Genomic DNA, 24,483 nt, shown 5'->3' with positions numbered 1-24,483 from the left:
TCTTTAAATTACCTATATCTTAACTGATTCCAAGTTTTTCCCATACTTTTTGCAAGCGAGTCGGAGAAATGGGCATCTTTGTCTTCATCGGTTGAGAGAATAAAGAAATCCGAAACTCCTCAACCATGAAATACAATTCTTTAAGGCGAGTGTCATTTTTAAACTTAAATAATTTTTCCATCCACGGGTCAACTTGATCAATGGCAGAATTATCCCTCTGTAGGTTATTGGGCAGGCGCTCCAAACGCAAGACCAATGCTTTCAAATATCGAGGAAATTCAAGCCAAATGTCGGAAGATTTTACATAAACAAAGTTTGATAAGCACATCAAATCTAGCTGATCTTCAACATCATCAATATTTTTCCCAAACACTGCATCATCTAAGACCAACAGTTTTCGACGTATATCCTGCCATTGAATATAGATCTCTGTCACATCTGCCAGTGCTTTTTGCCCATGGGTCAGAAAAGTTTTTTTGACATTTACAACCAAGTTTTCAAACTCTTGTGCGTTGACAGGCAGTTCATTGATCGACATTTGCAGTGTGGCATAAACTAACATTTGCTCCAACTGCGCCTTATCGCCCAAAGGTGAATACGCCAATGCCAACGGTTTGGAAATTTGCTTTTTCAACTGACGGACCAAATCCCCCAGTTGTATATGCACCAAACGGAGTACACCCTCACGGTGCTGTTTAATCGCCTCAGCTTGATCATTAAAGGTCTGAATCACCACACCAGACTCATCCTTTTGTTCCAGTGCAGCAAAGGCCTTGGTCGGGACTAAAGCTTGATACTGCTTCACCACCACACCCGTCACTTTTTGTGATGCTTCAAACACAAAATTTTCAGGAAAAGTTTGGAACTCACCTTTGAGCTGTTTGACTGGACTATGAGTTTCTGTTCGACAGCGCGCTTTTAACTCAGACAAGTCACGACCTTGTTCAATCACACGGCCTTTGTCATCTATCACCTTAATCAATGACAATAGATATTGTTCAATCCGCTCAAAGCTAAAGTCTTTTTCAGTGATTTGTTCGCCACGCAACTGGAAGGCTAAAAAGCTAAAAATATGCTGTTGCAAATGCATCGCATCTACTTTCGCCATTAGCTTTGCAGCTGTATCAGGGATAGGCACCAAATGACGACGTTTATCTTTAGGCAGCGCCTTGAGTAAGGCTTCCATTAAATCCTGACGCCAGCCGGGAATGCCCCACGACCACAAGTTTTCATCCACCTGAGGCAAGGCTTGCAACGGAATTTTCACTGTTGCACCATCTTCGTCATGGCTTGGATCAAAACGGTAACTGGCTGCTAGGCGCAGTTCGCCATTGCGTAAAAAATCGGGAAATTGTTGTGTGGTTGGACGGTCGTTCATCCACAGCGCATCATCATCGATAAATAAATAACGTGGGTTTTGCGGTTCAACCGTAGCGCGCCAGTCTTCAAAACTACGACGGCTTGCCACCTCTTCAGGAACTTTAGCCGCATAAAACTGGTAAATAGTCTCTTCATCCACCACCAAATCACGGCGGCGTAGCTTATCTTCGACCCGCTCTACTTCTTCAAGTTTAAGCAGGTTGTGTTTTAAAAATGGTGGCGTAATGCCTAAATGTCCTGTCGTCAGTGCATCTCGAAGGAAAATTTCATGTGCTGCAACATGGTCGACTTTTTCATAGTTGATTTGACGTTTCGGCTCAATAATTAAGCCAAATAGTGAAATTTGGTCATAGGCATTGACCACACCTGCTTTTTTCGACCAGTGCGGCTCAAAGTAATGGTGCTTCAGCAAATCACCTGCTGCAAGCAAAATCCACTCAGGTTCAATTTTTGCCAGTGTACGAATGTAGACCTGTGAGGTTTCTACCATCTCAAAAGCCATGACCCAAGGCGTATTGGTCTTATGTAAAGTAGATGCTGGAAAAATGCGGGCCTTTTGCTGACGTACCGCCATAAACACATTGCGTTCATCGGTTTTATTGGCAATAAAAGACAACAAACCTGTTAAAAGCGCACGGTGTAAATTTTCATAACTGGCTTTTTTCTCATTAAAAGACAGCTTTAAGCCTTTTGCTAAATCGACCAATTGCTCATGAGTTTTCTTCCATTCACGTAAACGCAACCAACTTAAAAAGTGATTACGCGCAAAAGTACGGCGTTTGTTTTCACTCATGTCTCGGTTGGCAACCAGCGCTTCCCAAAGTTTGATATAAAATAAAAAGTCAGAATCGGCTTCACGGAACAACGCATGTTTTTGATCTGCCTGCATTTGTTTATCCGCAGGGCGTTCACGTGGGTCTTGTACGGCCAAAGCAGCAACAATCACCAAGACTTCATTCAACACTCCAAAATGTGCCCCACCCAAAATCATACGGGCCAAACGTGGATCAATTGGCATTTTGGCCATTTGTTGACCAATTTTGGTTAAATCTCCTTTACCTCCCCCTTTGGAAAAGGGGGATTGAGGGGGATTGACTTCAGATGAATCTCCCCCAACCCCTCTTTGCAAAAGAGGGGCTTTACCTTTCTCCATCATAGCCCCAAGTTCAACCAACAACTTACGACCATCGTTGACTAACCGATGATCTGGCGGCTCAATAAAATCAAAATCTTCTAAAGCACCCAGCCCTAAACTTTGCATCTGCAAAATAACTGAAGCTAAGTTCGTTCGCTTAATTTCGGGTTCGGTAAACTCAGGGCGGCTTTGAAAGTCTTCCTCAGAATACAAACGAATACATACACCTGGGGCAATACGACCACAACGGCCTTTACGCTGATTTGCCGCTGCTTGCGAAACCGCTTCAATCGGTAAACGCTGTACCCGTGAACGATAGTTATAGCGAGAAATACGCGCAAAACCACTGTCAATCACATAACGAATATTGGGTACAGTCAGCGCTGTTTCTGCAACGTTGGTGGCGATAATAATGCGTCGCCCACCACCTGATGGATTAAAGATTTTTTGTTGTTCAGCCAAGGCCAAACGCGCATATAAAGGTAAAATTTCTGTATGTCGCGGCCCATGCTTTTGCAAAGTTTCTTGTAATTCACGAATCTCTTGTTCGGTACTGGCAAAAATTAAAGTATCGGCATATTCAGGATGGCCTTTTTCTTGTGCATCCCGAAAACATTCCTCTACAGCTTGCACGACAGCACGAGGTAGATTTTCTTCAAAGTCATCAAACTCATCATCATCACTACCGACAATGCTCATCTCAGAGACTGGGCGATAACGTAGTTCGACTGGAAAGCTACGACCTTCTACTTCAAAAATAGGCGCATTGTTAAAGTACTGACTAAAACGGTTTACATCTAAAGTTGCTGAAGTGATGATGACTTTTAAATCTTTACGGCGAGGCAAAAGCTGTTTGAGATACCCCATGATAAAGTCGATATTGAGCGAACGCTCATGCGCTTCATCGATAATAATGGTGTCGTATTTATTGAGATAACGGTCATTGGCCAACTCTGCCAGCAAAATACCATCCGTCATTAAACGGACAATAGAATCCTGCGATCCTTGTTCATTAAAACGAACTTTAAAGGAAATTGACTCGCCAAGTTTCTCACCAACTTCTTCAGCAATACGCTGGGAGACACTACGTGCAGCCAAACGACGTGGCTGCGTATGACCAATCAGACCGGTTAAACCCCGACCTGCTAGCATCGCAATTTGCGGTAGCTGTGTGGTTTTACCTGAACCTGTTTCCCCTGCAACGATAATCACTTGATGCTCTTGAATGGCATCAATTAACTTATCTGCATACTGCGTAACAGGCAGGTCTTGATTCAGTTTAATATTCGGAATGCGTTCAATACGCTCTAGAACTTTTAAATGCGACTGTTCAAATAATGCTTGATATTGCTTTTCGTTGGCATCTTTTCCTTTTTTGAGTCGGTTTAAACGATGACGGTCTTTGACCATCACCAATTGCTCTATATTTAAAGGACGCTGCACAGAAAAAATACCTACATCAAAAACATCAATCGCTTAGTTTACGTGGTAATACAGCGAAGCGAAAGTACAGCATAATTTTTTAATTTTAACTTTTTTTCAAATATCCCCTTGAATTTTAAGCCTAGGGACATCATGTCTGTAAACGAGTTGCGGAATAGATGATTTTGTCATTTAGTCATCATATTTATCATGCTAAATGAACAGAATGATCACATTAGCTGAAATAGTCTGGAGTAAGATTCGGTTTTTCCGATTCTTGTAATGTAAAAATACTGTTTCAGCAATAACAAAAATTTCGATACCCTATTCAACATTAAATACAAACCCCAATCATGGAGACAATGATGAGCTTGATTAATACTGAAGTAAAACCATTCGCAGCTACTGCATATCACAACGGTCAATTTGTTGACGTAACTGAAGCAGATCTTAAAGGCAAATGGTCTGTAGTATTCTTCTACCCAGCTGACTTCACTTTCGTTTGCCCAACTGAACTTGGTGACCTTGCTGACAACTACGCTGAATTCCAAAAATTAGGCGTGGAAATCTACGGTGTTTCTACTGACACTCACTTCACTCACAAAGCTTGGCACGACACTTCTGAAGTTATTGGTAAAATCCAATACCCATTAATCGGCGATCCAACGTGGACTCTTTCTAAAAACTTCGACGTTCTAATCGAAGCTGCTGGTCTTGCTGACCGTGGTACTTTCGTAATCGATCCAGAAGGTAAAATCCAAATCGTTGAAATCAACGCTGGTGGTATTGGCCGTGATGCTCAAGAATTACTTCGTAAAGTTAAAGCAGCTCAATATGTGCACGCTCACCCAGGTGAAGTTTGCCCAGCTAAATGGAAAGAAGGCGAAGCAACTCTTGCTCCTTCAATCGACCTAGTAGGTAAAATCTAATCTAAATTAGATTGAACACATAAAAAACCACGCTTTTTAGCGTGGTTTTTTATGTCCAAGATAACAGCACAATATGACAAGAAAGAGAAAAATACAGAATAAGAAAGAGCTATCCTTTATGCGTTACACATAATTCATGACTGGAATTCAGTGCGTGTACCCGCTACAGTAGAATGAATACATGCAGCTCTTTGAAGAAGAAAAATGACTTATCAAGTTCATATGATTGATGTGAAAAACCAACTCCAAAACTATATTTGGCTACTGGAACACACCTCATCAAAGCAAGTCGTGGTGGTTGATCCAACTGAGGCTGGATTAGTTGAAGATTATTGCACTGAACATGGCTTAAGCATTGCTCAAATTTGGCTTACTCATTGGCATAAAGACCATATTGGCGGTGTCGCTGACCTGATTGCGAGTCGGAATATTCCTGTGTATGGGCCACGTGAGGAATTATCTAAAATTCCATTCATCACCCATGCATTGATGGATGATGACTATTTCTCATTTCATGATTTACATATCGATGTTTTAGCAGTTCCTGGCCACACACTGGGCCATATTGTGTACTTTATTGAATCTATCCAGACTTTATTTTGCGGTGACACTCTGTTTGCTATGGGCTGTGGGCGAGTGTTTGAAGGTACACATGAGCAGATGTACCATTCGCTCAATCGTTTAGCGGCTTTGCCTGCCGAAACAAAAGTCTATTGTACGCACGAATACACGCTCTCTAACGCGAAATTTGCCAACCAAGTCGAACCAGACAATATCGCTATTCAAGAGCGTTTAGACCGTGTCGAAACCATGCGCTATTTGGGTCAATGTACCCTTCCTAGCAGTATTGAAATCGAACTTGAAACCAATCCTTTTTTACGTACAGAAAATGTGGAAGAGTTTAAAAGACTACGTGATCTGAAGGATCAATTTTAATTGGTCTCCCCCTTCTAGAGACTGCTAACGAACGCAGTCTCCTATTATGTATGTATGCTTCTATTGAGTTAAAACGATCAGTTGGGGCTTCTACCCTTAACCTTTAAGCTCTCAAAATTTCAACCAATGCAGTTTCAAACCACACGATGCCATAATCGAATGATCACGAGCAAGACTGAATGGCATTACTGTCTCAAAGTACCCAGCCTTTGAAAAAAATCATTACATTTCTATTTACGACAAAATATTTCTCTACAACGAATGCACATAATTCTAAAGTATTGAGACTCATCTCAAAATATTCTTATTTTTCATCATGATAAAATTATTTTAAACAATGAAATACTCTCATTTATGCTTTGTATACGTTTTCGCCTTAGTTTAGATTGCTTTAAAAAGAGACAAAAACAAAAATATATAAAAAAATCCCCTTTAAAAAAGCGTGAAATATCCCTATTAATAATTTATCAGTGAAAAAGGAATATCCTCGTGAAAAAAGTAGTGAAAGCAAAAAACCTCATCGCCTTTCGCATTTGGCTAGAGAAATTAGGTTATTCAGTTAAAACCTTAGCAGACAACCGTGGCTTTACTTTTAGCTTTAAAAAAGAATATGGACTGGTGACCTGCGATCTAGCGGGCAATAACTTGGCCATGCAGCTCGGTGAAGAATTCGAAGACCATTTGAAAGCCTAAATTGCTCCATACTTACTTCGCGTGATGAATCAAAATTTAGCCCCTTAGAGGGGCTTTTTTTATATATGAATCATCTATTAAATTTCAGGCAATAAAAAAGCAAGGCTTAATACCTTGCTTCATTACTGATGGTGGGGACGGAGAGACTCGAACTCTCACACCTTGCGGCGCTGGAACCTAAATCCAGTGCGTCTACCAATTTCGCCACGTCCCCATCAGGGTGCTAACTTTGCGTTAGACTTTAAGTTGGCAGAGGATCAAGGACTCGAACCTTGACGAACGGTTTTGGAGACCGTCATGCTACCATTACACCAATCCTCTATTGCCTTATAAACCATCTTAATTCAAATGATTTATGGTGGGGACGGAGAGACTCGAACTCTCACACCTTGCGGCGCTGGAACCTAAATCCAGTGCGTCTACCAATTTCGCCACGTCCCCAATGGCTGTGTATATTATAGCGATAGACACTATATGACAAGCGCTTTTATAAGCAATCACCTGCTTTTCTGTCATAAAATCAGCAGTTGAATCTATTTTTATGTTCTATCTGTATAAAAAGGCTATTCCGTTCTTCACTAAATTTCAGGCAATAAAAAAGCAAGGCTTAATACCTTGCTTCATTACTGATGGTGGGGACGGAGAGACTCGAACTCTCACACCTTGCGGCGCTGGAACCTAAATCCAGTGCGTCTACCAATTTCGCCACGTCCCCATCAGGGTGCTAACTTTGCGTTAGACTTTAAGTTGGCAGAGGATCAAGGACTCGAACCTTGACGAACGGTTTTGGAGACCGTCATGCTACCATTACACCAATCCTCTATTGCCTTATAAACCATCTTAATTCAAATGATTTATGGTGGGGACGGAGAGACTCGAACTCTCACACCTTGCGGCGCTGGAACCTAAATCCAGTGCGTCTACCAATTTCGCCACGTCCCCAATGGCTGTGTATACTATAGGGATCATTTTCGCATGACAAGCAATTTTTAAGAAAAACACACTCATTTGATTAAATAAGAAACAAAAACTTTATGCTTGGCTTTTTCTCATTCAATTTCAGTCATTAAGCATCGTTTTGCAGCCATGGTATTTTGCCATCTTTGGCTTTTTTGCTTGGCCAAAAGTCCATGTAAAAGTGGACTAAAACCCTGAAAAGGTTCTGGAAGTGCTATCTTCAAAGACTGACAGTGTAAATACGCCCAATCTTGGTAGCTTGCTGCCTGCAAACGTTGATCAGTCAACCACTCAAGTAGAATGATCCCGAGTGCATACAGGTCTGTTTGTACGGTCTTTGCTTCACCATGAAATAATTCAGGTGCCATATAGCGCGGTGTCGCTGTTAGAGCCTTTTGACAGCTTATTTCACCAATTCTTTGGCTCTGCTCAAAATCAATTAACTTACATGTAGAACCGTCTAACAAAAAATGTGAAGGTTTTAAATCAGCATGAATCCACCCCATCTGATGTAATTCTTCAACTGCATTCAGCATTTTAAAGATGATATGAATGACATGATCTCGACTTAACTGACGGGGATTCGCCATAAGTAATGATGGAACATTTTTTAAGATGAGTGCGACTTTCACCTGCTCTGAGTGAAACTCAAAATTTTCAAGGATTTGCACTTCAGGCAAGAACTTCGGCAGTTGCAGCATCGCAAGTGCATGTTGATAAAAACTAAGTTCAGCGTCAAAGCCGTTAATTAGCGCCGCATGCTCTGATAGCGACTGATACTTTAACCAATACCCCTGCCCTGCAACTTCAAAGCGATAAAGCCTTCGCCCCCAACCCAAACGCTGAGTCGGAGTATGAAGTGACATCGCGAGAGCATTTAATTCTTGTCGATCAAACTGCCAAGAATTCGGATTCATTCATCTCTGCCGTATCCAATGCAGTTAAGACCTCTAAACAATGTTGAATGGTTTTCCCAACACGGGCATGTGTTTCAATCATTGAGATTTTTGGCCAAGTTGCACGTTCACCTTCACGTTGTAAAAGTTTAAACAAGTGTGGCCTTGGATTTTGCAGCATATAGCTATAATGGCGCAGGCCATATTTCCCCACAATGTTCACATCACCATAATAACGCTGATCGACCACGCCATAGCCATGATCCAGTAAACGGCGGATCGGTGGAATCATCCCCACACGCTCACGGGCAAAGTCCATCACCCCTTTACTAATCACTTTGCCTTGTCGGCGTACAATCCGCTCAGGCCAGCTCAACATATCTTTACGAAACCGTGCTTCATCCGACTGCATAAACGGCACCACATGCGGGTTCACTTGACTGGCAATGGTGTAGTTTAAATTGTATAAACGCGCCATTTTTTCCTGCGGGAAATCACTACGCACACTGCCATCAACCCAGCGCGTAGATGACATATAAGGTGTATACAACCCATCATGTCGCTTACTAGTCAGCTTGACTGGTGGAAATAGAATCGGAACTGCACAAGACGCGAGTACCGCACTCCACACCAATAAGTCAGGTGAAGTAAAGGTACTCATAATGCGTGGATTTTGTGAGGCATCATAAGGTGCAACCGCGACATTGTTATACAAGCCTGACTGCTTAAATGCCTCTTCAAAGGTAACGTCACCCAAATTTGCAATTAAAAAGTTTTTTAAATGCTTTACATCCGCTAAACCACCATTGCCCTTTAAGACCTCACGAAAGCCTCGAAATTGAAAAGCATCGGTGAAAAAGTTTTCACCATTTAAGATGCTTAGCATTTCTGCAGGCGTTGCTCGCCCCAGCATCGCTGTCATAATCGCACCTGCACTTGAACCAGACAGCACTTTCGGCATCAGGTCTTGCTCAAGCAAAGCCTTGCACACACCTGTATGAAACAGTCCTAATGTTGCACCGCCTGAAAACATCATGGCCGGTTGCCCAAAGGCCTTTTGGCAGTGCTGAAAAAATTCAATTTTTTGCTGTTTGTCCAAACACTGGCAATCCGTAGATGCTACAAATGCTAAACCTCGACTAACTTCTTCAATATAGTCTTCAATAATTTTCTTGGTGCCGACATAGGTTGCAGTAAACAGCATGGGGTGAGCAATATTGGCAATGTCATAACTCAGACCTTCACGTAGTAGGTACATTAAATCGGTCGTACGATTTTTTTGGCGATAACGCTTCAACAAACCCAAACGATGGGTAATCACTTCTGCATCGAAATAAGGTGAACAGTTGTCATACTTCCACTCTTGCGCCCCTGACTCTTCATCAATTCTAAGTGCAATGCTTTTCCACTCAGTATAGTTCTCTGCCTGAGCCAATTGGTTTTTCAGTTTTTTGATTCGATAGGCTTGGTGCGGGTTGATTTCCCGTGTGAAATCTTTAAACAACATATTCATACTCACCCACTTTTTTTGTTTTCCTAAAATTTCACTGACATGTTCAACCGTCAGTCTAACTGACTATGTGCAAATTATGTGAGCATTACAATTGCCATTTCAAGCCTAAAATTGGCAAATCTGCACCACGTTAAGGGTTTGATACGACTAGATCGGATGTTAAGATCGACGACAAGTGTAATTATAAGCTGATTAATCATGGCGACCATTGACCTACCGAACAATATCTTAGAAGCACTATCGACTGTACTCCAACAACTACAGCAAAGCCTACCAGAAGTTAAACAAGCACCTGATTTTTCAGCGATTGCCTTTAAATGGGAAAATGGCGAGTTAAAAGCCATTCATCAGCTCAAACGAATCGAATTAAATGATTTAAAAGGCATTGAGCGTCAAAAAGAAAAAGTACTGCAAAATACAGAACAGTTTCTTAATGGTTTACCTGCCAATGACGTTCTGCTGACGGGCTCTCGCGGGACAGGCAAGTCCTCTATTGTGCGTGCTTTATTAACGGAATATGCAGAGCAAGGCTTAAGGCTGATTGAAATTGAACGTGATGATTTATCCGAACTGCCTGAAATTCAAAAGCTAATTGCAGAGCGCCCTGAAAAGTTTATTGTGTATTGTGATGACTTGGCTTTTAACGCCGAAGATGAAAACTATCGCAGTTTAAAAAGTGTGCTAGATGGGTCTTTGCAGTCAGGTTCAAGTAATTTTATTATTTATGCCACCAGTAACCGTCGTCATTTGCTACCAGAGTTTATGCATGAAAACACGCCTGTAACTCGAGTCGATGTACCGCAGTACACTGAACTGCATCCACAAGAAGCGATTGAAGAAAAAATTTCACTCTCCGATCGTTTTGGATTATGGCTGTCTTTTTATCCAATGGATCAAAACTTATATTTGGACATTGTGCAGCACTACTTAGCAAAAGCTCAAATCTCCATGGACGATATGGTACGAGCCGAAGCGCTTCGTTGGTGTCAAGCACGTGGACAACGCTCTGGACGTGCTGCGTATCAATTTTCTAAACACTGGGTCGGTTCACAACAATTAAAACAGCTTTAGTATAAAAATACTGATCGGCGCTTAAGCATCTATTTTATTTCAATTATTTTTATATTTAATAGTTCAGTCTGATCAAAGAAATAACCCAAATTCCGCATTAGAATTTGGGTTATTTCTTTGAAAATTAGGGATAAATATCAGTTCAAATAGGTTTGATCTGATTATTGATATTTATCTAAGTTTGTTTCTGGCCCATCTTTAACCACAGCTTGTGCTTTTGCATAACTCTCCATTAAGCATTTATATTCTGGGCAGACACGATCTGAAAGAATTTCAGCAAAACGGGAGCCTTCTGGACGGTTCCAAGTACGCATTAACTCGGCCACGATTGCAAAAGTATCGGTTGGAATTGCGCCCGCTTGGGTCACACGAGCAATTGATGTATCTGTAGCTAATTTGCTCCAGTTGCCTGATGCATCCACAACACAATAAACGTTATAACCTTCTTTACGAGCGCTTACAGCAGGGAAAGTCATACATACACTGGTCAGCGTTCCCGCAATAATCAGTGTCTTCCTACCCGTTTTTTTAACTTCATCTACAAATAAGGGATTGTCCCAAGTATTAATTTGTCCAGTTCGTGGTACATAAACTGCATGCGGAGCAAAGTGGTGAATTTCAGGAATTAAAGGGCCATTGGGGCCATCCGGTACAGAAGCCGTGGTAATTACAGGTATATTTAATAAAGTTGCCGCTTTTGCAATTGCAATCACATAATTGCGTAAGTCGGGTACAGGTACATCGCGTACGGTATTAAAAAGTCCACTTTGATGATCAATCAGTAGAATTATCGAATCATCAGGGTCTAGCATTCCATTAGTTAGTAGCCGCCATGGGTAACACCTCTAAATACTCTTCTAATTATGTACTTCCATTGTTGTAATGAAAGTTCCTAAGACAGACCGTCATAGCTTTATGATTTATACGACCAAGATATTTTTTAAGAAAATCTATATCTGCCTTTCATATAAACTAATGAATAATTTTGCGCTCAGAAAGCTAAATCATGTTACGTGTTGTAATTGGCCTTCGTGGCTTTGAGTTTTATCCTCGTATAGAAATAAAAACTTAAGAAAAATACAAACTCTTAATATTAATCAATACCTTAAAACCATATAAAATAGAATTTCAATTGAAATCAAAATACTCAAAGTTTTAATCTTTTGAGATCAATCAAAAACTACGCTAGGCATACTTATCCCCAATTTCTATGGATAAACCTATGGGTAAATACTTTTAACTTGATGCTAAGCTACATTTAAGTAAGTCAAAAAATATTTTTAAAGTCTAAGCAGCGTTTTTTGAAAAGCCTTGTGATAAAGACCTAAATATAAAAAAGCCCAACATTCAGTCAGGCTTTAAGCTTATCAAATGAAAGTCTTAGACTTCACTGGGATTGGTCAACTCAGTCATTGGCCAGCGTGGTGTTGTCGTTACTGCCAAACCGTCATGCTGCCCTGCTTTTAAGCGCTGATAACCAGCAAAAGCAATCATGGCACCATTGTCTGTACAAAGTGCAGGCTCGGCATAGTAGACCTGCGCACGAATCTTGGTTAAATCTGCTTCCAAACGCTCACGTAAACGTTTATTTGCACTAACACCACCTGCAATCACTAAACGTTTCAAACCTGTTTGCTTCAATGCTTTCACAGATTTTTTAACTAAGGTATCCACGATGGCTTCTTGAAAACTCGCTGCAATATCCGCATCACGGTTTTCATCACCTAATTTTTTCATTTGCACAGATACGGCTGTTTTTAAACCACTAAATGAAAACTCCAAACCTTGATGCAGCATTGGGCGTGGGAAAGCAAAGGCATTCGGATCACCTTGCTCAGCCAGTTTTGAAATATTTGGACCACCTGGATACGGTAATCCCATCATTTTCGCAACCTTATCAAAGGCTTCACCTGCAGCATCATCAATCGACTCCCCCAACAATTCATACTGTCCAATCCCATAGGCAGCCATCAGTTGAGAATGTCCGCCTGAGACCAAAAGTGCTACAAAAGGAAATTCTGGCGGCGTTTCCGATAAAAGTGGTGCCAACATATGCCCTTCCATATGATGCACACCAATTGCAGGTTTATTTAAAGCAAAGGCCAAAGTTCGACCAAACAGCGCGCCTGTCATCAGCGCACCCATCAAACCTGGGCCACGCGTATATGCCACGGCATCAATTTCAGATTTTTTTACACCACTTTCTTCAAGCAGTTGATTCATTAAAGGAATCAGCTTACGCACATGGTCACGCGATGCCAACTCTGGTACCACACCACCATACTCTGCATGCAGTTTAATTTGGCTGTACAGCACTTGCCCACGTAAACCCGACTCGCTGTCATAAAGGGCAAGTCCTGTTTCATCACAAGATGTTTCTAAGCCTAAAACGATCATTAAACTGCCTATAACCTGTATCAAATCTATTGCGTGAACCATTATAGACTTGTGGTATGAGATGTAAATGAGTAAAATACTGACCTTCACTTGTGATCAGGGCAATGTCGCCCAGATCTTATCCATAACTTAATGAGGATTCTTCATGCCACAAGTTAAATTGAAAGAAGGCGAACCAGTAGACGTAGCTATCCGTCGTTTCAAACGTTCATGCGAAAAAGCGGGCGTTTTAGCTGACGTACGTAAGCGCGAATTCTACGAGAAACCAACTCAAGAACGTAAGCGCAAAAAAGCTGCTGCTGTTAAACGCTACCAAAAGAAATTGGCGCGTGAATCAGTACGTACTACTCGCCTTTACTAAGATTAATTTGTGATTGACTGCCTGGACTAAATAATGACTACTTTAAAAAGCCAAATAACTGAAGTTTTGAAAGCCACTATGCGTGCTAAAGAAATGGATAAGTTAACGGTAATTCGTGGTCTACAGGCGGCAATTAAGCAAATCGAAGTCGATGAGCGCAAAGAACTTGACGACGCTCAAGTTCTTGCGGTCATTGAAAAACAAATTAAACAACGTAAAGAATCGATCAAAGCCTTTGAAGGCGCTGGTCGAGAAGATTTAGCTAGTAAGGAACAAGCCGAACTTGAGGTTTTATCTCAATTTCTACCAGAAGCTATGACTGAGGAAGAACTTGATTCTATGATTGCGCAAACGATTGCAGCGCAAGAAGCTACTAGCATGAAAGATATGGGTAAGGTGATGAATTCTCTGCGTCCGCTCATAGCCGGGCGCGCCGATCCTTCTCAAGTTTCAGCAAAAATTAAAGCAAAACTGGCTTAATTTAAAAATCTTTAAATCGATTACGTTGAACTGACCTTAAAAAGGCAGTTCAAAGTTCTACTTTATATAAAAATTATTATTCTTCTTTTTATTTTATCTATTCATTCTCAGCTTTAAAACAGCTCCTGACTCATCTCTGTTTTACCCCTCTATTTGAAATACCACTTTTCTAAGCTCTAAATTGTCGATCCTTTTGCATTTGGGTTAAACGCGTTTTAATGGTCGCTGACATTGCTTCATTATCTTTCGCTAAACGCTGAGCATGCAATAAAGATTTAATCGCTTCTTCTTCAAAGCCCGACCAGAACTGCACTTCAGCCCGATAGCGCAAAACATTAATGGTATGCATTGGCGACTTTTTATCTAAACTCGCAGCTTGCTGCATCAGTCTCCACGCATTCACATCACGCGGATTATTTTTCAAAAAACGATTGAGTACAGGCTGCGCAAGCTCAGGTCGATTTTGACGAATATAAACTTCAGCCAATTTATAATTTAAAGCCCGATTTTCAGGCATGATGCTCGCAGGTGATTGGATCACGGTAAGAGCTTCATTCACCCGATTTTGTCCAAGTAAAATATCAGCTTGAATCAAGGTTTGTAGGTTATGTAATTTCTGATGTGACTTGGCCTGATCTAACACTTGTTGAGCAAGTTTATAGTCACCTTGTTTGAGGTAAAAACTAGCCAAAGCCAGTTGTGCCGCATAACTGTTACGACTCACCAGCATCTGTAGTTGCTGTTCTGTCGCCTGATTCGAGATCACCGTGGTATACAGCTTCAAGATTTCAAAGTCTTCATCACGCCAAGTAGATTTCACTTTAGGTAATTGATTCGCCCTAAGTCTCGCTTCACTCATTCGCTCAGTCGTGAGTGGGTGTGTGAACCAAAAGTCGGGTAAAAAACTCACTCGGCTGGTTGCGCGATGCATCACTTCAAAAAAATCAGCCATACTTTGCGGGTTATAACCAGCGCTATACATGTACTGCATCCCTATACGGTCAGCTTCACGCTCTTGGTTACGACTATAAGACAACTGCTTGTCCATGAGTGCGGCTTGCGTACCCACCATGACCGCAGAACCGACATCACCATCTGCTTGAGATGCAACCAAAGCACCAACCAAAATCCCTGCCAGCGCGAGTAATCCCTGCCCCTTAAACGCCTCTTGCGAACGACTGTAGTGGCGCTGTGTGACGTGCGCAATTTCGTGCGCCATTACGCCGGCAACTTCATCCATATTATTGGCATTGGTAATCAAACCAGCGTTTAATGCAAACAATCCACCCGGAACTGCAAAGGCATTAATTTGCGGGTCATTAATGACCACCAGACCAATGGGTTGACCAAGCTGAGTTTGACTCAAAATGCTTGAAAAAGCATTCATCAGTTGATCTTCTAGCCACGGATTTTGCGTAACAGGTAGCTGACGCTGTACTTCACGATAAACTTTTTCACCAATATAGCGCTCATTATATTGGTCAATAAAACCTATACCTGAACCAATCTCAGGCACATTAAACTGTGGGGCATTCGTAAGAAATTGACCTTCTGCAAAACCAACAGTCGAAATAAGACTTAAACTGCACGCACACAGAAAACGCTTCAACCCTCACCCCGACTTTATTTAAAGGAATCGAATGACTATAACATTGATAATTGAATGAAAATGCAATGAAGTGTTATCAAATTTTTATCTAAATTCAGGATTCACCACATATTGAGGTTGACCACCTTCCAACGCTTTCACCAAGTTTTGGTAAGCCAACTCTGCCATTTTTTTTCGTGTTACGGAGGTTGCTGAACCGACATGCGGTAACGTCACTACATTGTGAAGCTGGAACAGTGCCGAATCTTGCAAGGGTTCTTTTTCATAAACATCCAGCCCAGTTGCAAAAATTTGCTTTTGCTCCAAGGCCCGAATAAGTGCCTGCTCATCCACCACGGCACCACGCGAAATATTTACAAAAACAGCATGCGATTGCATTTTCTTAAAAGCTTCTGCATCAATCAAATGCTGCGTGTGCGCGTTTAGATCAACCGCCACGACAATGAAGTCCGATTGCTCTAGCAACTCATCTAATTCGCAAAAACGCCCATTTAACGGTTGTGCCAATTCTAATTTTTCTCGGCGCCCGTGATACAAAATATTCATATTGAAACCATGAAAACCACGTCGCGCAATTGCCGCACCAATATTTCCTAAGCCAATAATACCCAATGTTTGACCAAAAATTTCCTGACCAAATTGTGCCTGCCCGACAGTACGTGACCACTGACCTGTTTTAGTCCATTGATCCAAATAAGGCACTTGACGCGCCGCACTCATCAACAACGTAAAGGCCAAATCGGCAGTCGTTTCAGTTAGCACATGAGGGGTGTGGCTGAGCCAAATTTTTGCTTGGTTTAAGTAGTTCAGATCATAGTTGTCATAGCCAACACTAACACTAGATATAATTTTGAGCTGTTTCGCCGTTTCTAGGTTGTTTTGATTAAGTAAACGCCCTGCACCAATCATGGCATCCGCATCCGCAACTTGCTCACGGATTTGCATATTTACATCACCTGCTTTAGGGTTGATGACCACCACGTGATAACGGTGCTCTAGGCGCTGTAATACTTCTGCATCTATTTGACTAAAAACAACGACTTTCTGCTTCATACCTATTCCATATTTTGTTGTTTTGCTCGCATCATGTGCCACAGGGCTTTTTTAAGTAATGGCTGATCAAGCATTTCTTGTAAGCTTGCTGCTTGTGTGACTTTTATACCATTAGCATTTGGTATAGAGCCCAATGTAATAACAGTTTTACCCTGACTTACACCATCAATGAAACCTTGAATATAACTCTGAACACCGCGCCCATCTTGTAAGTTCAACAAAGGAAAAGGCCAATTCAGCGCATACTTTTGCGCTGGTAAGGCTTGCACAATATTTTGCCACAGCTGTTGCTGCTCCAAGCTCAATTGTGTCGCTTCAATGACCAAGGCACAGTGCTCCAAGGCAATAGCTTGCAACTGAAAAGCCTCAACATAGATGGCCTCTCGGACAATTTCTTCTTTTAATGCTGTAACAACTTCTTGTTCAATCGGCTGCGTTGCAATTTCAGCAGGAGGCGCTTGATGTGGAAGCTTATTCTGTACAAGTGGATGTTCAGAAATGCTTTTGGCTTCGGGCTGAGATTGAGGTCGCACAATTTCAGAAATAATCTCAGTCGTGCTTTGATCTCGCCAAATCGATGTGGTTGCATTTTGTTGAGACGGCAAAAAATCAGGAACCCACAAATCAATTCCTAGACTCGCCAAAACCTCACGCTGATGCCCGATCATCTTTTACCTTCACACTTCATTCAGTGCATATTCTATCGAGAAATGCCTAGAGATGCTGTTCTTTTCACATTTTATTCGCATAGACAGTATGCAAATACTAAGAACGCATTAAACCCTCAATTAAACAATCATCAAGCGATTCTTCTTTTGCATTTGTTCAACAATTTCTTCACTGTCGAAACCGAGACGCCAATAAAGCAACTCCAAAACATCCTGCTCATCTTGAGTAATAATGCGGTCGTTCCATAGACAAATTTCAGCCACCCCCAAAATACTCAAACGATCCCGAAGTAGCAGCCCCGCCATATCATTTAAAATTTCGGCCAAATCAATCGGCTCATCTGAAATTTCCGCATACTGCTCTAACTCTTGCACAGTTAAAACTCGACGTAAAATTTTCTCTCGTACTTCCAACTGTGTTTCGCTATTGATTTGTTGCACATGTAACAAAGCATCAATTAAACGTACAATCTGCAGTTTAACTTCATCTAGGGCCGCAGGTGTTTGTACAGGCAACAAATTCAGCTCAAACTTAACCCGTTCAAGTAGCAGTGCATCTAACAGTCCAATTTCACCGTCTTCTTGAATAATCCTCGCCAACTTTAATAAAAACTGGCGTGCAATTGTCGCTGGCATGCCACCAATATTTCGGCATGCTTCATGGAAAATTGAAATATGAACACGACCATCTAGGTTTAACAATGAATCAACAATGGCACGGCTGACTTCAGCCTCAGCAGGAATGAACTCACGAAATTGGCGAATCATCAAAATCGCGACCATCAGCTCGCGTGAACCTGTTGCGGTCTGTAAAGCACGCTGAATTAGCTCTGGACGTTCAATATGCGCACGTACTTCAGGGTTAAGCGGTTTAATCGCATCTTTAATGGCAAAACTAATCGGAGACAGTCGTAATAAGGGCAAAGGCTGCGGTGAAGTCCAAGGGGCTTGAAAATCCGCGTACTGCTCTTCTAGGGAACGAAACAAACCAAATAACGGACGGTTGCGCAGTTTTTCTAGATTTTCCAACTGTATGTCTTGAACCAAATTCGGATTCATTTCATAAATACGTTCTTCAATACTTGGATGAATATTCATCCAACTTTGTGCACTTAATGAGTTGGCAAAACACATGTGTGCAATCGACTCAGAATATTCACTGTGAATTTGCGAACCTGCGTGATGCACATAGATACGCATCAAGGTTTGAATATTGGCATCATTTTGCATCAGACGACGTGTTTTCATATCATTTTTTAAAGTACGCCCCCCCAACGTCAGAAACTTAATACAGCGGGTAACCAGCACCCCCAAACTACCAATCAGCCAGATCACACCACCTGTTGCGACAAAAGTCGTTTCAAAACTTTGCGACTTTTTATGATGAGTTGAAAATCCCAATTTAGCAATTTTACTGCCCCACTGACTAAAGGTGGTGAGGGCACTATATAAAATTTTTAGCCGTGTATTTTCAGCGGTCTCACCAGATAAAATTTGATTAAACTCATGATTCAATAACCCCGTCAGCTCAAGTTCATCGAGGTTTTGCAGTGCGCCCCACGTTAAAATAATCGCAATATCTTTGGGATAAAAACCAGCGGTTAAGGCATTTACCCCCACCTCATCGGGCAAAACATAGACAGCAGGTGTTTCAATTAAAAAAGTATCAGCTAGTTTTTCTGTAATTTTCAGTGCAATACTTTCTTCAGGTGTACTTTCAATCAAACTTAGACGTCGTGCACGCAGTTGCTTGGCCAGACTATGTCCACCCGAACGAAACACATACAACTCATATACCACGGAATAACTCATCACCAAGAGCAATAAACCAATGATATAAATACTCAAGCTATGCCAAAAAATGCTTTGACTCGAATCAAAATAAAAAACCAGCAGTCCAGCTACAGTATTTAAAATAAATAGCGACAAAAGCACCGCCAGCAAGCAGATACTGGCAGACCACAACATGTTTTTATTCTTTATGATTGAATAACTTACACCCTTCAATGTAAATCCCTTTTCTTACATTGTTTGAATCAATCCATCATAAATGAAAAAAGCGGGAAACTCCCGCTTTTCTCAAATCTAAATCAATTACACTTCTTTCACACCCGTCAAATCAACGGAAGCTGCATCAATATTGACATCAATATAGCTATCTTTCTTTTTCGATGTTTCACGGCGTTTCGCCTGTAATTCATCTAAATAAGCTTCATCGATACCACCAGCAACATATTTACCATCAAATACCGAGCAATCAAACTCTTGTAAATCTGGTACTTTGCTAGTGCGCACAGCTGCTTTTAAGTCTTCCAAATCTTGGAAAATTAGACGATCCGCACCAATAATTTCACGAATTTCTTCAACGGTACGCTCAGATGCAATCAACTCTTCTTTTGCTGGCATATCAATGCCATACACGTTTGGATATTTCACCATCGGCGCAGCAGAAGCAAAGAAGACTTTTTTCGCACCCGCATCACGTGCCATCTGGATAATTTCATTACACGTAGTACCACGCACAATCGAGTCATCCACCAAAAGTACATTTTTACCTTGGAACTCGAGTTCAACAGGGTTCAACTTTTGACGTACTGATTTTTTACGTAATTGCTGACCTGGCATAATGAAGGTACGGCCGATGTAGCGGTTCTTCATAAAGCCTTCGCGGAACTTCACGCCCAGCATATTTGCAAGTTCAAGTGCAGAGGTACGCGAGGTATCTGGAATTGGGATCACGACATCGATATCGTGCTCTTCACTCCACTCTGTCAGGATTTTCTGAGCAAGCTTTTCGCCCATTTTTAAACGTGCTTTGTAGACTGAGATGCCATCAATGATCGCATCTGGACGCGCAAAGTAAACATATTCAAAAATACATGGGCGGTATTCAGGCGCTTCAGCACACTGCTTGGTAAACATCTGTCCTTGTGAGTCGATAAAGATCGCTTCACCCGGCGCAATATCACGCTCAACTTTAAAGCCGAGTGCCGTAATAGCGACAGACTCAGATGCAATGATATATTCCATACCAGCATCAGTTTCACGCGAACCGTAAATCAGTGGACGAATACCATTTGGATCACGGAAACCCACTAAGCCATGCCCAGTAAGCATTGCAACTACAGCATAACCACCTTTACAGCGCTCATGTACTTTACTAACCACATGAAAAATGTCGTCTGCTGTAGGCATCAATTTGCCGCGTTTTTGCAACTCATGCGCGAACACGTTTAACAGTACTTCTGAGTCTGAATCCGTATTCATATGACGTAAGTCTGTTTTAAACAGGTCGTCATGAATTTCTTCAGCATTGGTTAAGTTACCATTATGCGCTAACGTGATCCCGTAAGGTGAGTTCACATAGAAGGGCTGCGCTTCAGCGCTGCTCGATGAACCCGCCGTTGGATAACGCACATGCCCAATACCATAGTTACCTTGTAATGCACGCATATGGCGAGTGTGGAACACATCACGAACCATGCCATTGTCTTTACGTAAGAATAAACGACCTTCGTGGCAGGTTACTATCCCAGCTGCATCTTGCCCACGATGTTGTAACATCGTTAATGCATCAAACAACATTTGGTTAACAGCTGATTTACCAGCTATACCAACTACTCCACACATAGCAACCTCGCAGACAAGCTAGGATTAATAAAAAGGATTATTTGTTGACTCACCCTGTCCCTCAGCATTTTTCGAGGAAATTTTCGGTGAAGAATCTGAAGATACATGTGTATCTTTAGACTTGATATGTGACATCGCCTCGCTTGCAGCCTCTTTAGAAAGCTCCATCGCCCAAGGCGCGTAAGGCAAAAGTGTTTGGACAAATTTGGATTGTCTCCAATATGGAGAGCTTTCAACCCAAGACCCGACACCTTGCATCGTAATCAGAACAATTAACAACCCTTTTAATGAACCAAAAGCACCGCCGGCTAATCGATTCAAAGGCCCGAGTTTTAAACTCTTCAATATGTTATTCAGTAATGCCGTGACTATCCACGTCAAAACCACAATAACCAATACAATAAATGCAAAAGCTGCAATTTTTTGAACCACTGGATCTTCACTGAGTGAGACCATCGAAGGTGCTAGAACGCTTGCAAATTTAGCACCAACAATCAGCGCTAAAATCCATCCTATCAAGTTCGCAAAGGCTTTAACAAATCCTTGACGCAAACCGTTGAGCCCTCCAATGAGCAATACAATCAATATGAAGATATCAATGGCATTCATGTTGTTTTCATTGCAGAGACGCAGTCTTGAATTAAGGTTGGTCCTATATAGATGAGGCCACTATAAACTTGTACAAGGTTTGCCCCTGCATTTTGTTTTGCAAGCGCCTGCTCACCCGACAAAATCCCACCCACACCAATCAAAGGAATCTGACCTTTTAAAACCTCAGCAAAGGCTTTTAAACACGCTGTACTTTTCTCAAACACAGGCGCACCAGATAAACCACCCGCTTCATCACCAAAAGGTAAGTTTTCCACCCCTTCACGAGACAAAGTCGTATTGGTCACAATCAACCCATCAATTTTAAACTGAAGCAGTTGTTTCGCAATAAATTGAATATCTTCCGCTTCCAAATCCGGCGCAACTTTCAACACCAAGGGTACATAGTGCTGCTGCTCTTCAGCCAACTCTAACTGACGTTTTTTCAGCGTCTCTAGCAGCTCGGTTAAAGCATCACCACTTTGCAAACTACGCAGGTTTTTAGTATTTGGAGAAGAAATGTTAACAGTAATATAAGACGCATAGTTATAGACTTTTTCTAAACAAATGAGATAGTCATCTACTGCATTTTCGACTGGGGTATCCGCATTTTTGCCGATATTAATCCCCAAAACACCTTTAAATTTTGCTGCCTTGACGTTTTCAATCAGTTGATCCACACCATCGTTGTTAAAACCCATACGGTTAATAATGGCTTTAGCTTGTGGGATACGGAATAAACGCGGCAAAGGATTGCCCTGCTGTGGACGTGGAGTAATGGTTCCAATTTCAATAAAACCAAACCCTAGACCTGCTAATGCGTCAATATAAGCACCATTTTTATCTAGACCAGCAGCCAAACCTACAGGATTGGGGAACTCGATGCCCATACATGTCACCGGTTTAGCCGCTATATTTTGACGCATTAAGCCTAGCTTATGCGTTGATTTCAATAGCGATAGTGTTAGCTCATGTGCACGCTCTGGTGCTAAAGTAAACAACAAAGGGCGGGCAAGAGAATACAACATATCTGTAAAAGTCTACTGCTTTTTAAGTCGCCATATTATAGGCATAGCCTCGCTAAAACACCATGCTTCGTCTGGCTTTATTTTTAGCGATTATTTCACGCTAGCCGATAATTTAATCTGCCCTGCATCTGAGACCAACTCCATTTTTTCAATACTCAAACCATTTTGCGTTAGTTGGGTCAAAAAGTTGGCTAACACTACATAGTTTGCGTGGCTTACGACCAACTGAATTTGTTCAGCATTCTGCTGCGAAGCAACCGACAAACCTTGCTGCTGTGCAATACGTTGGATCTGCTCCATCGGGGTTAGTTGTCCATCTGAGCTCGATTTCATGGTGACTGCATTGCTCTGCATCCATGTCATGGTTTCTTTGAGCTGGTTCACGCGTTTTTGCTGTTTTTCTGCCGCAGCATGGGTATACCAAAGTGCAGCCCCTATCGAGCTCACCAATACAAAAACAACCAAGAAAATAGCCAATACACGGTCGCGCGGTGTAAGACGATCAAAATAAGTACTGATCAGCTCTAAACGCTGATCCAAAACAGTTTGTAAATTTTGCATGGCTTTCATTATTGTATTTTCACCATTCCAATTGCCCCACCCGTGGTCGGCTGAATATTGCCTAATTCAACCTGAAAACCCTGTTGATTAAGCTGCTGAGTGAGTGTCTGTAAAGCCTCTGCCGAATTGGCTTTAAGTTGCATATTTAGGCTATTCGCTTCATAAACCACCTGATTCGCCACAATTTGCTGTTGCATGAGCACAGGGCCAACACGACTCAATAAAGACAAAGCTTGAGCATCCGCTTGTTTATTCATATTCAGTTGATATTCAAACTGGCTTCGCAGGGTTTGCTCGGTCACAGGATAATTCGCACCAAACCAATATTTAAATTGGTCGACTGCCTGAACAGCCACTTGCTCTGCAAGCTTTTTATTTTGATACCAACGCGTCGCATCGTAGGTCAGTTGGATCACAATCAACGCAACCAATACCGCTGCACAGGCTTTCCAATAGCCCGTTGAAACATGTTGCTCTTTCACCTTCGGCAAAAGATTCCATGGATGCTGTTTTGCTCTTGGCAATACCACCCATTCATAATGGAAAGACTCAAGCTGCTCCTGCGTCAGACTGGCGTTTAAGCTATGCATATGTGAAGCACTCAAGTTACAAATCTTATATTTTTGATTGGCTGCTTGATAATCTAAAAATACAGAGAGATCATCAATTGATCCACCCAACCAAGTATTAGCGCGGAACAGGAGTCGTTCTTCAATACAACCCAAGATTACCTGTTCTGCGTCAGGCACAGGCAAAATCAGAAAATCAGGCAATAGACTGACCAGCTTCACAGGAATCAAACTCAAGGCATGTTGCAAAGTCTCTAAACAATGCTTTGAAATACCCAAAACAGTGAGTTGCTCAGGTGCTTGAAAGTGATGTAATACTTTCATCTGATCGATTGAGCTCAATACATATTCTTCGAGCAAATACTTCACACCTTCAGCCCCCAACTGCTTGTATTGGGCCTTAGGCATATTTTGCTGAATAATTTGCACATCACGGCTTGGAAAGAAAACAGTTGCTTCCTCACCATGATGCGCTTGTATATCTTGGATCAATTGCTCAAGTGTATGAGCAGATTGCCATCTTTCCCCTATAGACCAGTGCCATGTTCCATCGGCTTCGGGCATCCAAATTTGCAACATGTATTATATTCTGCCGTTTTAATTGGTT

Annotated in this window: 20 protein-coding genes and 6 tRNA genes; 6 read left to right on the top strand and 20 right to left on the bottom strand. The window is 41.7% G+C overall.

The features are described 5' to 3' along the window. Nucleotides 1–19: 19 nt before the first annotated feature. On the bottom strand, nucleotides 20–3,958 hold the full coding sequence (hrpA, locus tag AC4MC0_RS05685) for an ATP-dependent RNA helicase HrpA (RefSeq protein ID WP_490748063.1): 3,939 nt from the start codon (nucleotides 3,956–3,958) through the stop codon (nucleotides 20–22). A 344-nt stretch (nucleotides 3,959–4,302) separates the two neighbouring features. Between hrpA and ahpC the strand changes: the two genes are divergently transcribed. The 3 genes from ahpC to AC4MC0_RS05670 all read left to right on the top strand — a co-directional run bounded on the left by ahpC (nucleotide 4,303) and on the right by AC4MC0_RS05670 (nucleotide 6,495). Continuing rightward, nucleotides 4,303–4,866, top strand: a complete 564-nt coding sequence (ahpC, locus tag AC4MC0_RS05680) for an alkyl hydroperoxide reductase subunit C (RefSeq protein ID WP_004982189.1) — start codon at nucleotides 4,303–4,305, stop codon at nucleotides 4,864–4,866. 204 nt (nucleotides 4,867–5,070) lie between these two features. Further along, the gene (gene gloB, locus AC4MC0_RS05675; protein WP_279743550.1) at nucleotides 5,071–5,802 is read left to right on the top strand and encodes a hydroxyacylglutathione hydrolase; all 732 of its coding nucleotides are present in this window, start codon (nucleotides 5,071–5,073) and stop codon (nucleotides 5,800–5,802) included. 489 nt (nucleotides 5,803–6,291) lie between these two features. Then, on the top strand, nucleotides 6,292–6,495 hold the full coding sequence (locus AC4MC0_RS05670) for a hypothetical protein (RefSeq protein WP_004696295.1): 204 nt from the start codon (nucleotides 6,292–6,294) through the stop codon (nucleotides 6,493–6,495). Nucleotides 6,496–6,624: 129 nt separating this feature from the next. On the opposite strand, the gene AC4MC0_RS05665 is transcribed toward AC4MC0_RS05670, so the two are convergent. The 8 genes from AC4MC0_RS05665 to AC4MC0_RS05630 form a co-directional block, all read right to left on the bottom strand. Then, nucleotides 6,625–6,709 (bottom strand) — tRNA-Leu (locus AC4MC0_RS05665). 33 nt (nucleotides 6,710–6,742) lie between these two features. Further along, nucleotides 6,743–6,816 (bottom strand) — tRNA-Trp (locus tag AC4MC0_RS05660). A gap of 35 nt (nucleotides 6,817–6,851) precedes the next feature. Continuing rightward, nucleotides 6,852–6,936: transfer RNA gene (locus AC4MC0_RS05655), tRNA-Leu, on the bottom strand. A gap of 189 nt (nucleotides 6,937–7,125) precedes the next feature. After that, nucleotides 7,126–7,210: transfer RNA gene (locus AC4MC0_RS05650), tRNA-Leu, on the bottom strand. Nucleotides 7,211–7,243: 33 nt separating this feature from the next. Further along, nucleotides 7,244–7,317 (bottom strand) — tRNA-Trp (locus AC4MC0_RS05645). A 35-nt stretch (nucleotides 7,318–7,352) separates the two neighbouring features. Beyond that, nucleotides 7,353–7,437: transfer RNA gene (locus AC4MC0_RS05640), tRNA-Leu, on the bottom strand. 107 nt (nucleotides 7,438–7,544) lie between these two features. After that, nucleotides 7,545–8,369 (bottom strand): serine/threonine-protein kinase, encoded by an 825-nt coding sequence (locus AC4MC0_RS05635; protein ID WP_491887346.1) that lies wholly within the window; start codon nucleotides 8,367–8,369, stop codon nucleotides 7,545–7,547. Next, nucleotides 8,344–9,855 (bottom strand): DUF3336 domain-containing protein, encoded by a 1,512-nt coding sequence (locus AC4MC0_RS05630; RefSeq protein ID WP_491887502.1) that lies wholly within the window; start codon nucleotides 9,853–9,855, stop codon nucleotides 8,344–8,346. Before AC4MC0_RS05630 ends, AC4MC0_RS05635 begins: the two co-directional genes overlap by 26 nt. 204 nt (nucleotides 9,856–10,059) lie before the next feature. On the opposite strand from AC4MC0_RS05630, the gene AC4MC0_RS05625 reads away from it, so the two are divergent. Then, entirely contained in the window at nucleotides 10,060–10,932 is an 873-nt protein-coding gene (locus AC4MC0_RS05625) for an ATP-binding protein (RefSeq protein ID WP_004696288.1), read from the top strand. A 161-nt stretch (nucleotides 10,933–11,093) separates the two neighbouring features. Here AC4MC0_RS05625 and AC4MC0_RS05620 read toward each other — a convergent pair whose 3' ends face one another. Both AC4MC0_RS05620 and tsaD read right to left on the bottom strand, forming a co-directional pair. Next, a complete protein-coding gene (locus tag AC4MC0_RS05620; RefSeq protein ID WP_491887345.1) occupies nucleotides 11,094–11,744 on the bottom strand; it encodes an isochorismatase family protein in 651 nt (216 codons plus the stop codon). Between the two features lie 568 nt (nucleotides 11,745–12,312). Continuing rightward, nucleotides 12,313–13,329 (bottom strand): tRNA (adenosine(37)-N6)-threonylcarbamoyltransferase complex transferase subunit TsaD, encoded by a 1,017-nt coding sequence (tsaD, locus tag AC4MC0_RS05615; RefSeq protein WP_005400624.1) that lies wholly within the window; start codon nucleotides 13,327–13,329, stop codon nucleotides 12,313–12,315. A gap of 145 nt (nucleotides 13,330–13,474) precedes the next feature. Between tsaD and rpsU the strand changes: the two genes are divergently transcribed. Beyond that, on the top strand, nucleotides 13,475–13,690 hold the full coding sequence (rpsU, locus tag AC4MC0_RS05610) for a 30S ribosomal protein S21 (protein ID WP_001136722.1): 216 nt from the start codon (nucleotides 13,475–13,477) through the stop codon (nucleotides 13,688–13,690). Nucleotides 13,691–13,723: 33 nt separating this feature from the next. Next, nucleotides 13,724–14,170, top strand: a complete 447-nt coding sequence (locus AC4MC0_RS05605; protein ID WP_004982206.1) for a GatB/YqeY domain-containing protein — start codon at nucleotides 13,724–13,726, stop codon at nucleotides 14,168–14,170. Nucleotides 14,171–14,339: 169 nt separating this feature from the next. Here AC4MC0_RS05605 and AC4MC0_RS05600 read toward each other — a convergent pair whose 3' ends face one another. From AC4MC0_RS05600 to gspL, 9 genes are all read right to left on the bottom strand, one after another. Further along, entirely contained in the window at nucleotides 14,340–15,779 is a 1,440-nt protein-coding gene (locus AC4MC0_RS05600) for a M48 family metalloprotease (RefSeq protein WP_491887344.1), read from the bottom strand. 84 nt (nucleotides 15,780–15,863) lie between these two features. Then, nucleotides 15,864–16,832, bottom strand: a complete 969-nt coding sequence (locus AC4MC0_RS05595) for a 2-hydroxyacid dehydrogenase (protein ID WP_205667811.1) — start codon at nucleotides 16,830–16,832, stop codon at nucleotides 15,864–15,866. A gap of 2 nt (nucleotides 16,833–16,834) precedes the next feature. Next, nucleotides 16,835–17,500, bottom strand: coding sequence for a hypothetical protein (locus AC4MC0_RS05590; RefSeq protein ID WP_491887343.1), 666 nt, complete (start codon nucleotides 17,498–17,500; stop codon nucleotides 16,835–16,837). Nucleotides 17,501–17,620: 120 nt separating this feature from the next. Further along, nucleotides 17,621–19,507: a M48 family metalloprotease gene (locus tag AC4MC0_RS05585; protein WP_491887342.1), complete on the bottom strand. Its 1,887-nt coding sequence runs from the start codon at nucleotides 19,505–19,507 to the stop codon at nucleotides 17,621–17,623. Nucleotides 19,508–19,594: 87 nt separating this feature from the next. After that, a complete protein-coding gene (gene purF, locus AC4MC0_RS05580) occupies nucleotides 19,595–21,130 on the bottom strand; it encodes an amidophosphoribosyltransferase (RefSeq protein ID WP_004696272.1) in 1,536 nt (511 codons plus the stop codon). 24 nt (nucleotides 21,131–21,154) lie between these two features. Continuing rightward, a complete protein-coding gene (locus tag AC4MC0_RS05575; protein WP_004696270.1) occupies nucleotides 21,155–21,739 on the bottom strand; it encodes a CvpA family protein in 585 nt (194 codons plus the stop codon). Further along, nucleotides 21,736–22,746 (bottom strand): quinone-dependent dihydroorotate dehydrogenase, encoded by a 1,011-nt coding sequence (locus tag AC4MC0_RS05570; protein ID WP_491887341.1) that lies wholly within the window; start codon nucleotides 22,744–22,746, stop codon nucleotides 21,736–21,738. Before AC4MC0_RS05570 ends, AC4MC0_RS05575 begins: the two co-directional genes overlap by 4 nt. A gap of 90 nt (nucleotides 22,747–22,836) precedes the next feature. Then, nucleotides 22,837–23,316: a type II secretion system protein M gene (locus AC4MC0_RS05565; RefSeq protein WP_201951864.1), complete on the bottom strand. Its 480-nt coding sequence runs from the start codon at nucleotides 23,314–23,316 to the stop codon at nucleotides 22,837–22,839. Further along, a complete protein-coding gene (gene gspL, locus AC4MC0_RS05560) occupies nucleotides 23,316–24,455 on the bottom strand; it encodes a type II secretion system protein GspL (protein WP_491887340.1) in 1,140 nt (379 codons plus the stop codon). The genes AC4MC0_RS05565 and gspL overlap by 1 nt, the downstream gene beginning before the upstream one ends. Nucleotides 24,456–24,483 lie beyond the last annotated feature (28 nt).

Source organism: Acinetobacter sp. CAU_H_S139_7, from assembly GCF_058599305.1.
The sequence above is the reverse complement of the archived record's forward strand: the minus strand, read 5'-3'. Positions and strand labels throughout refer to the sequence as shown.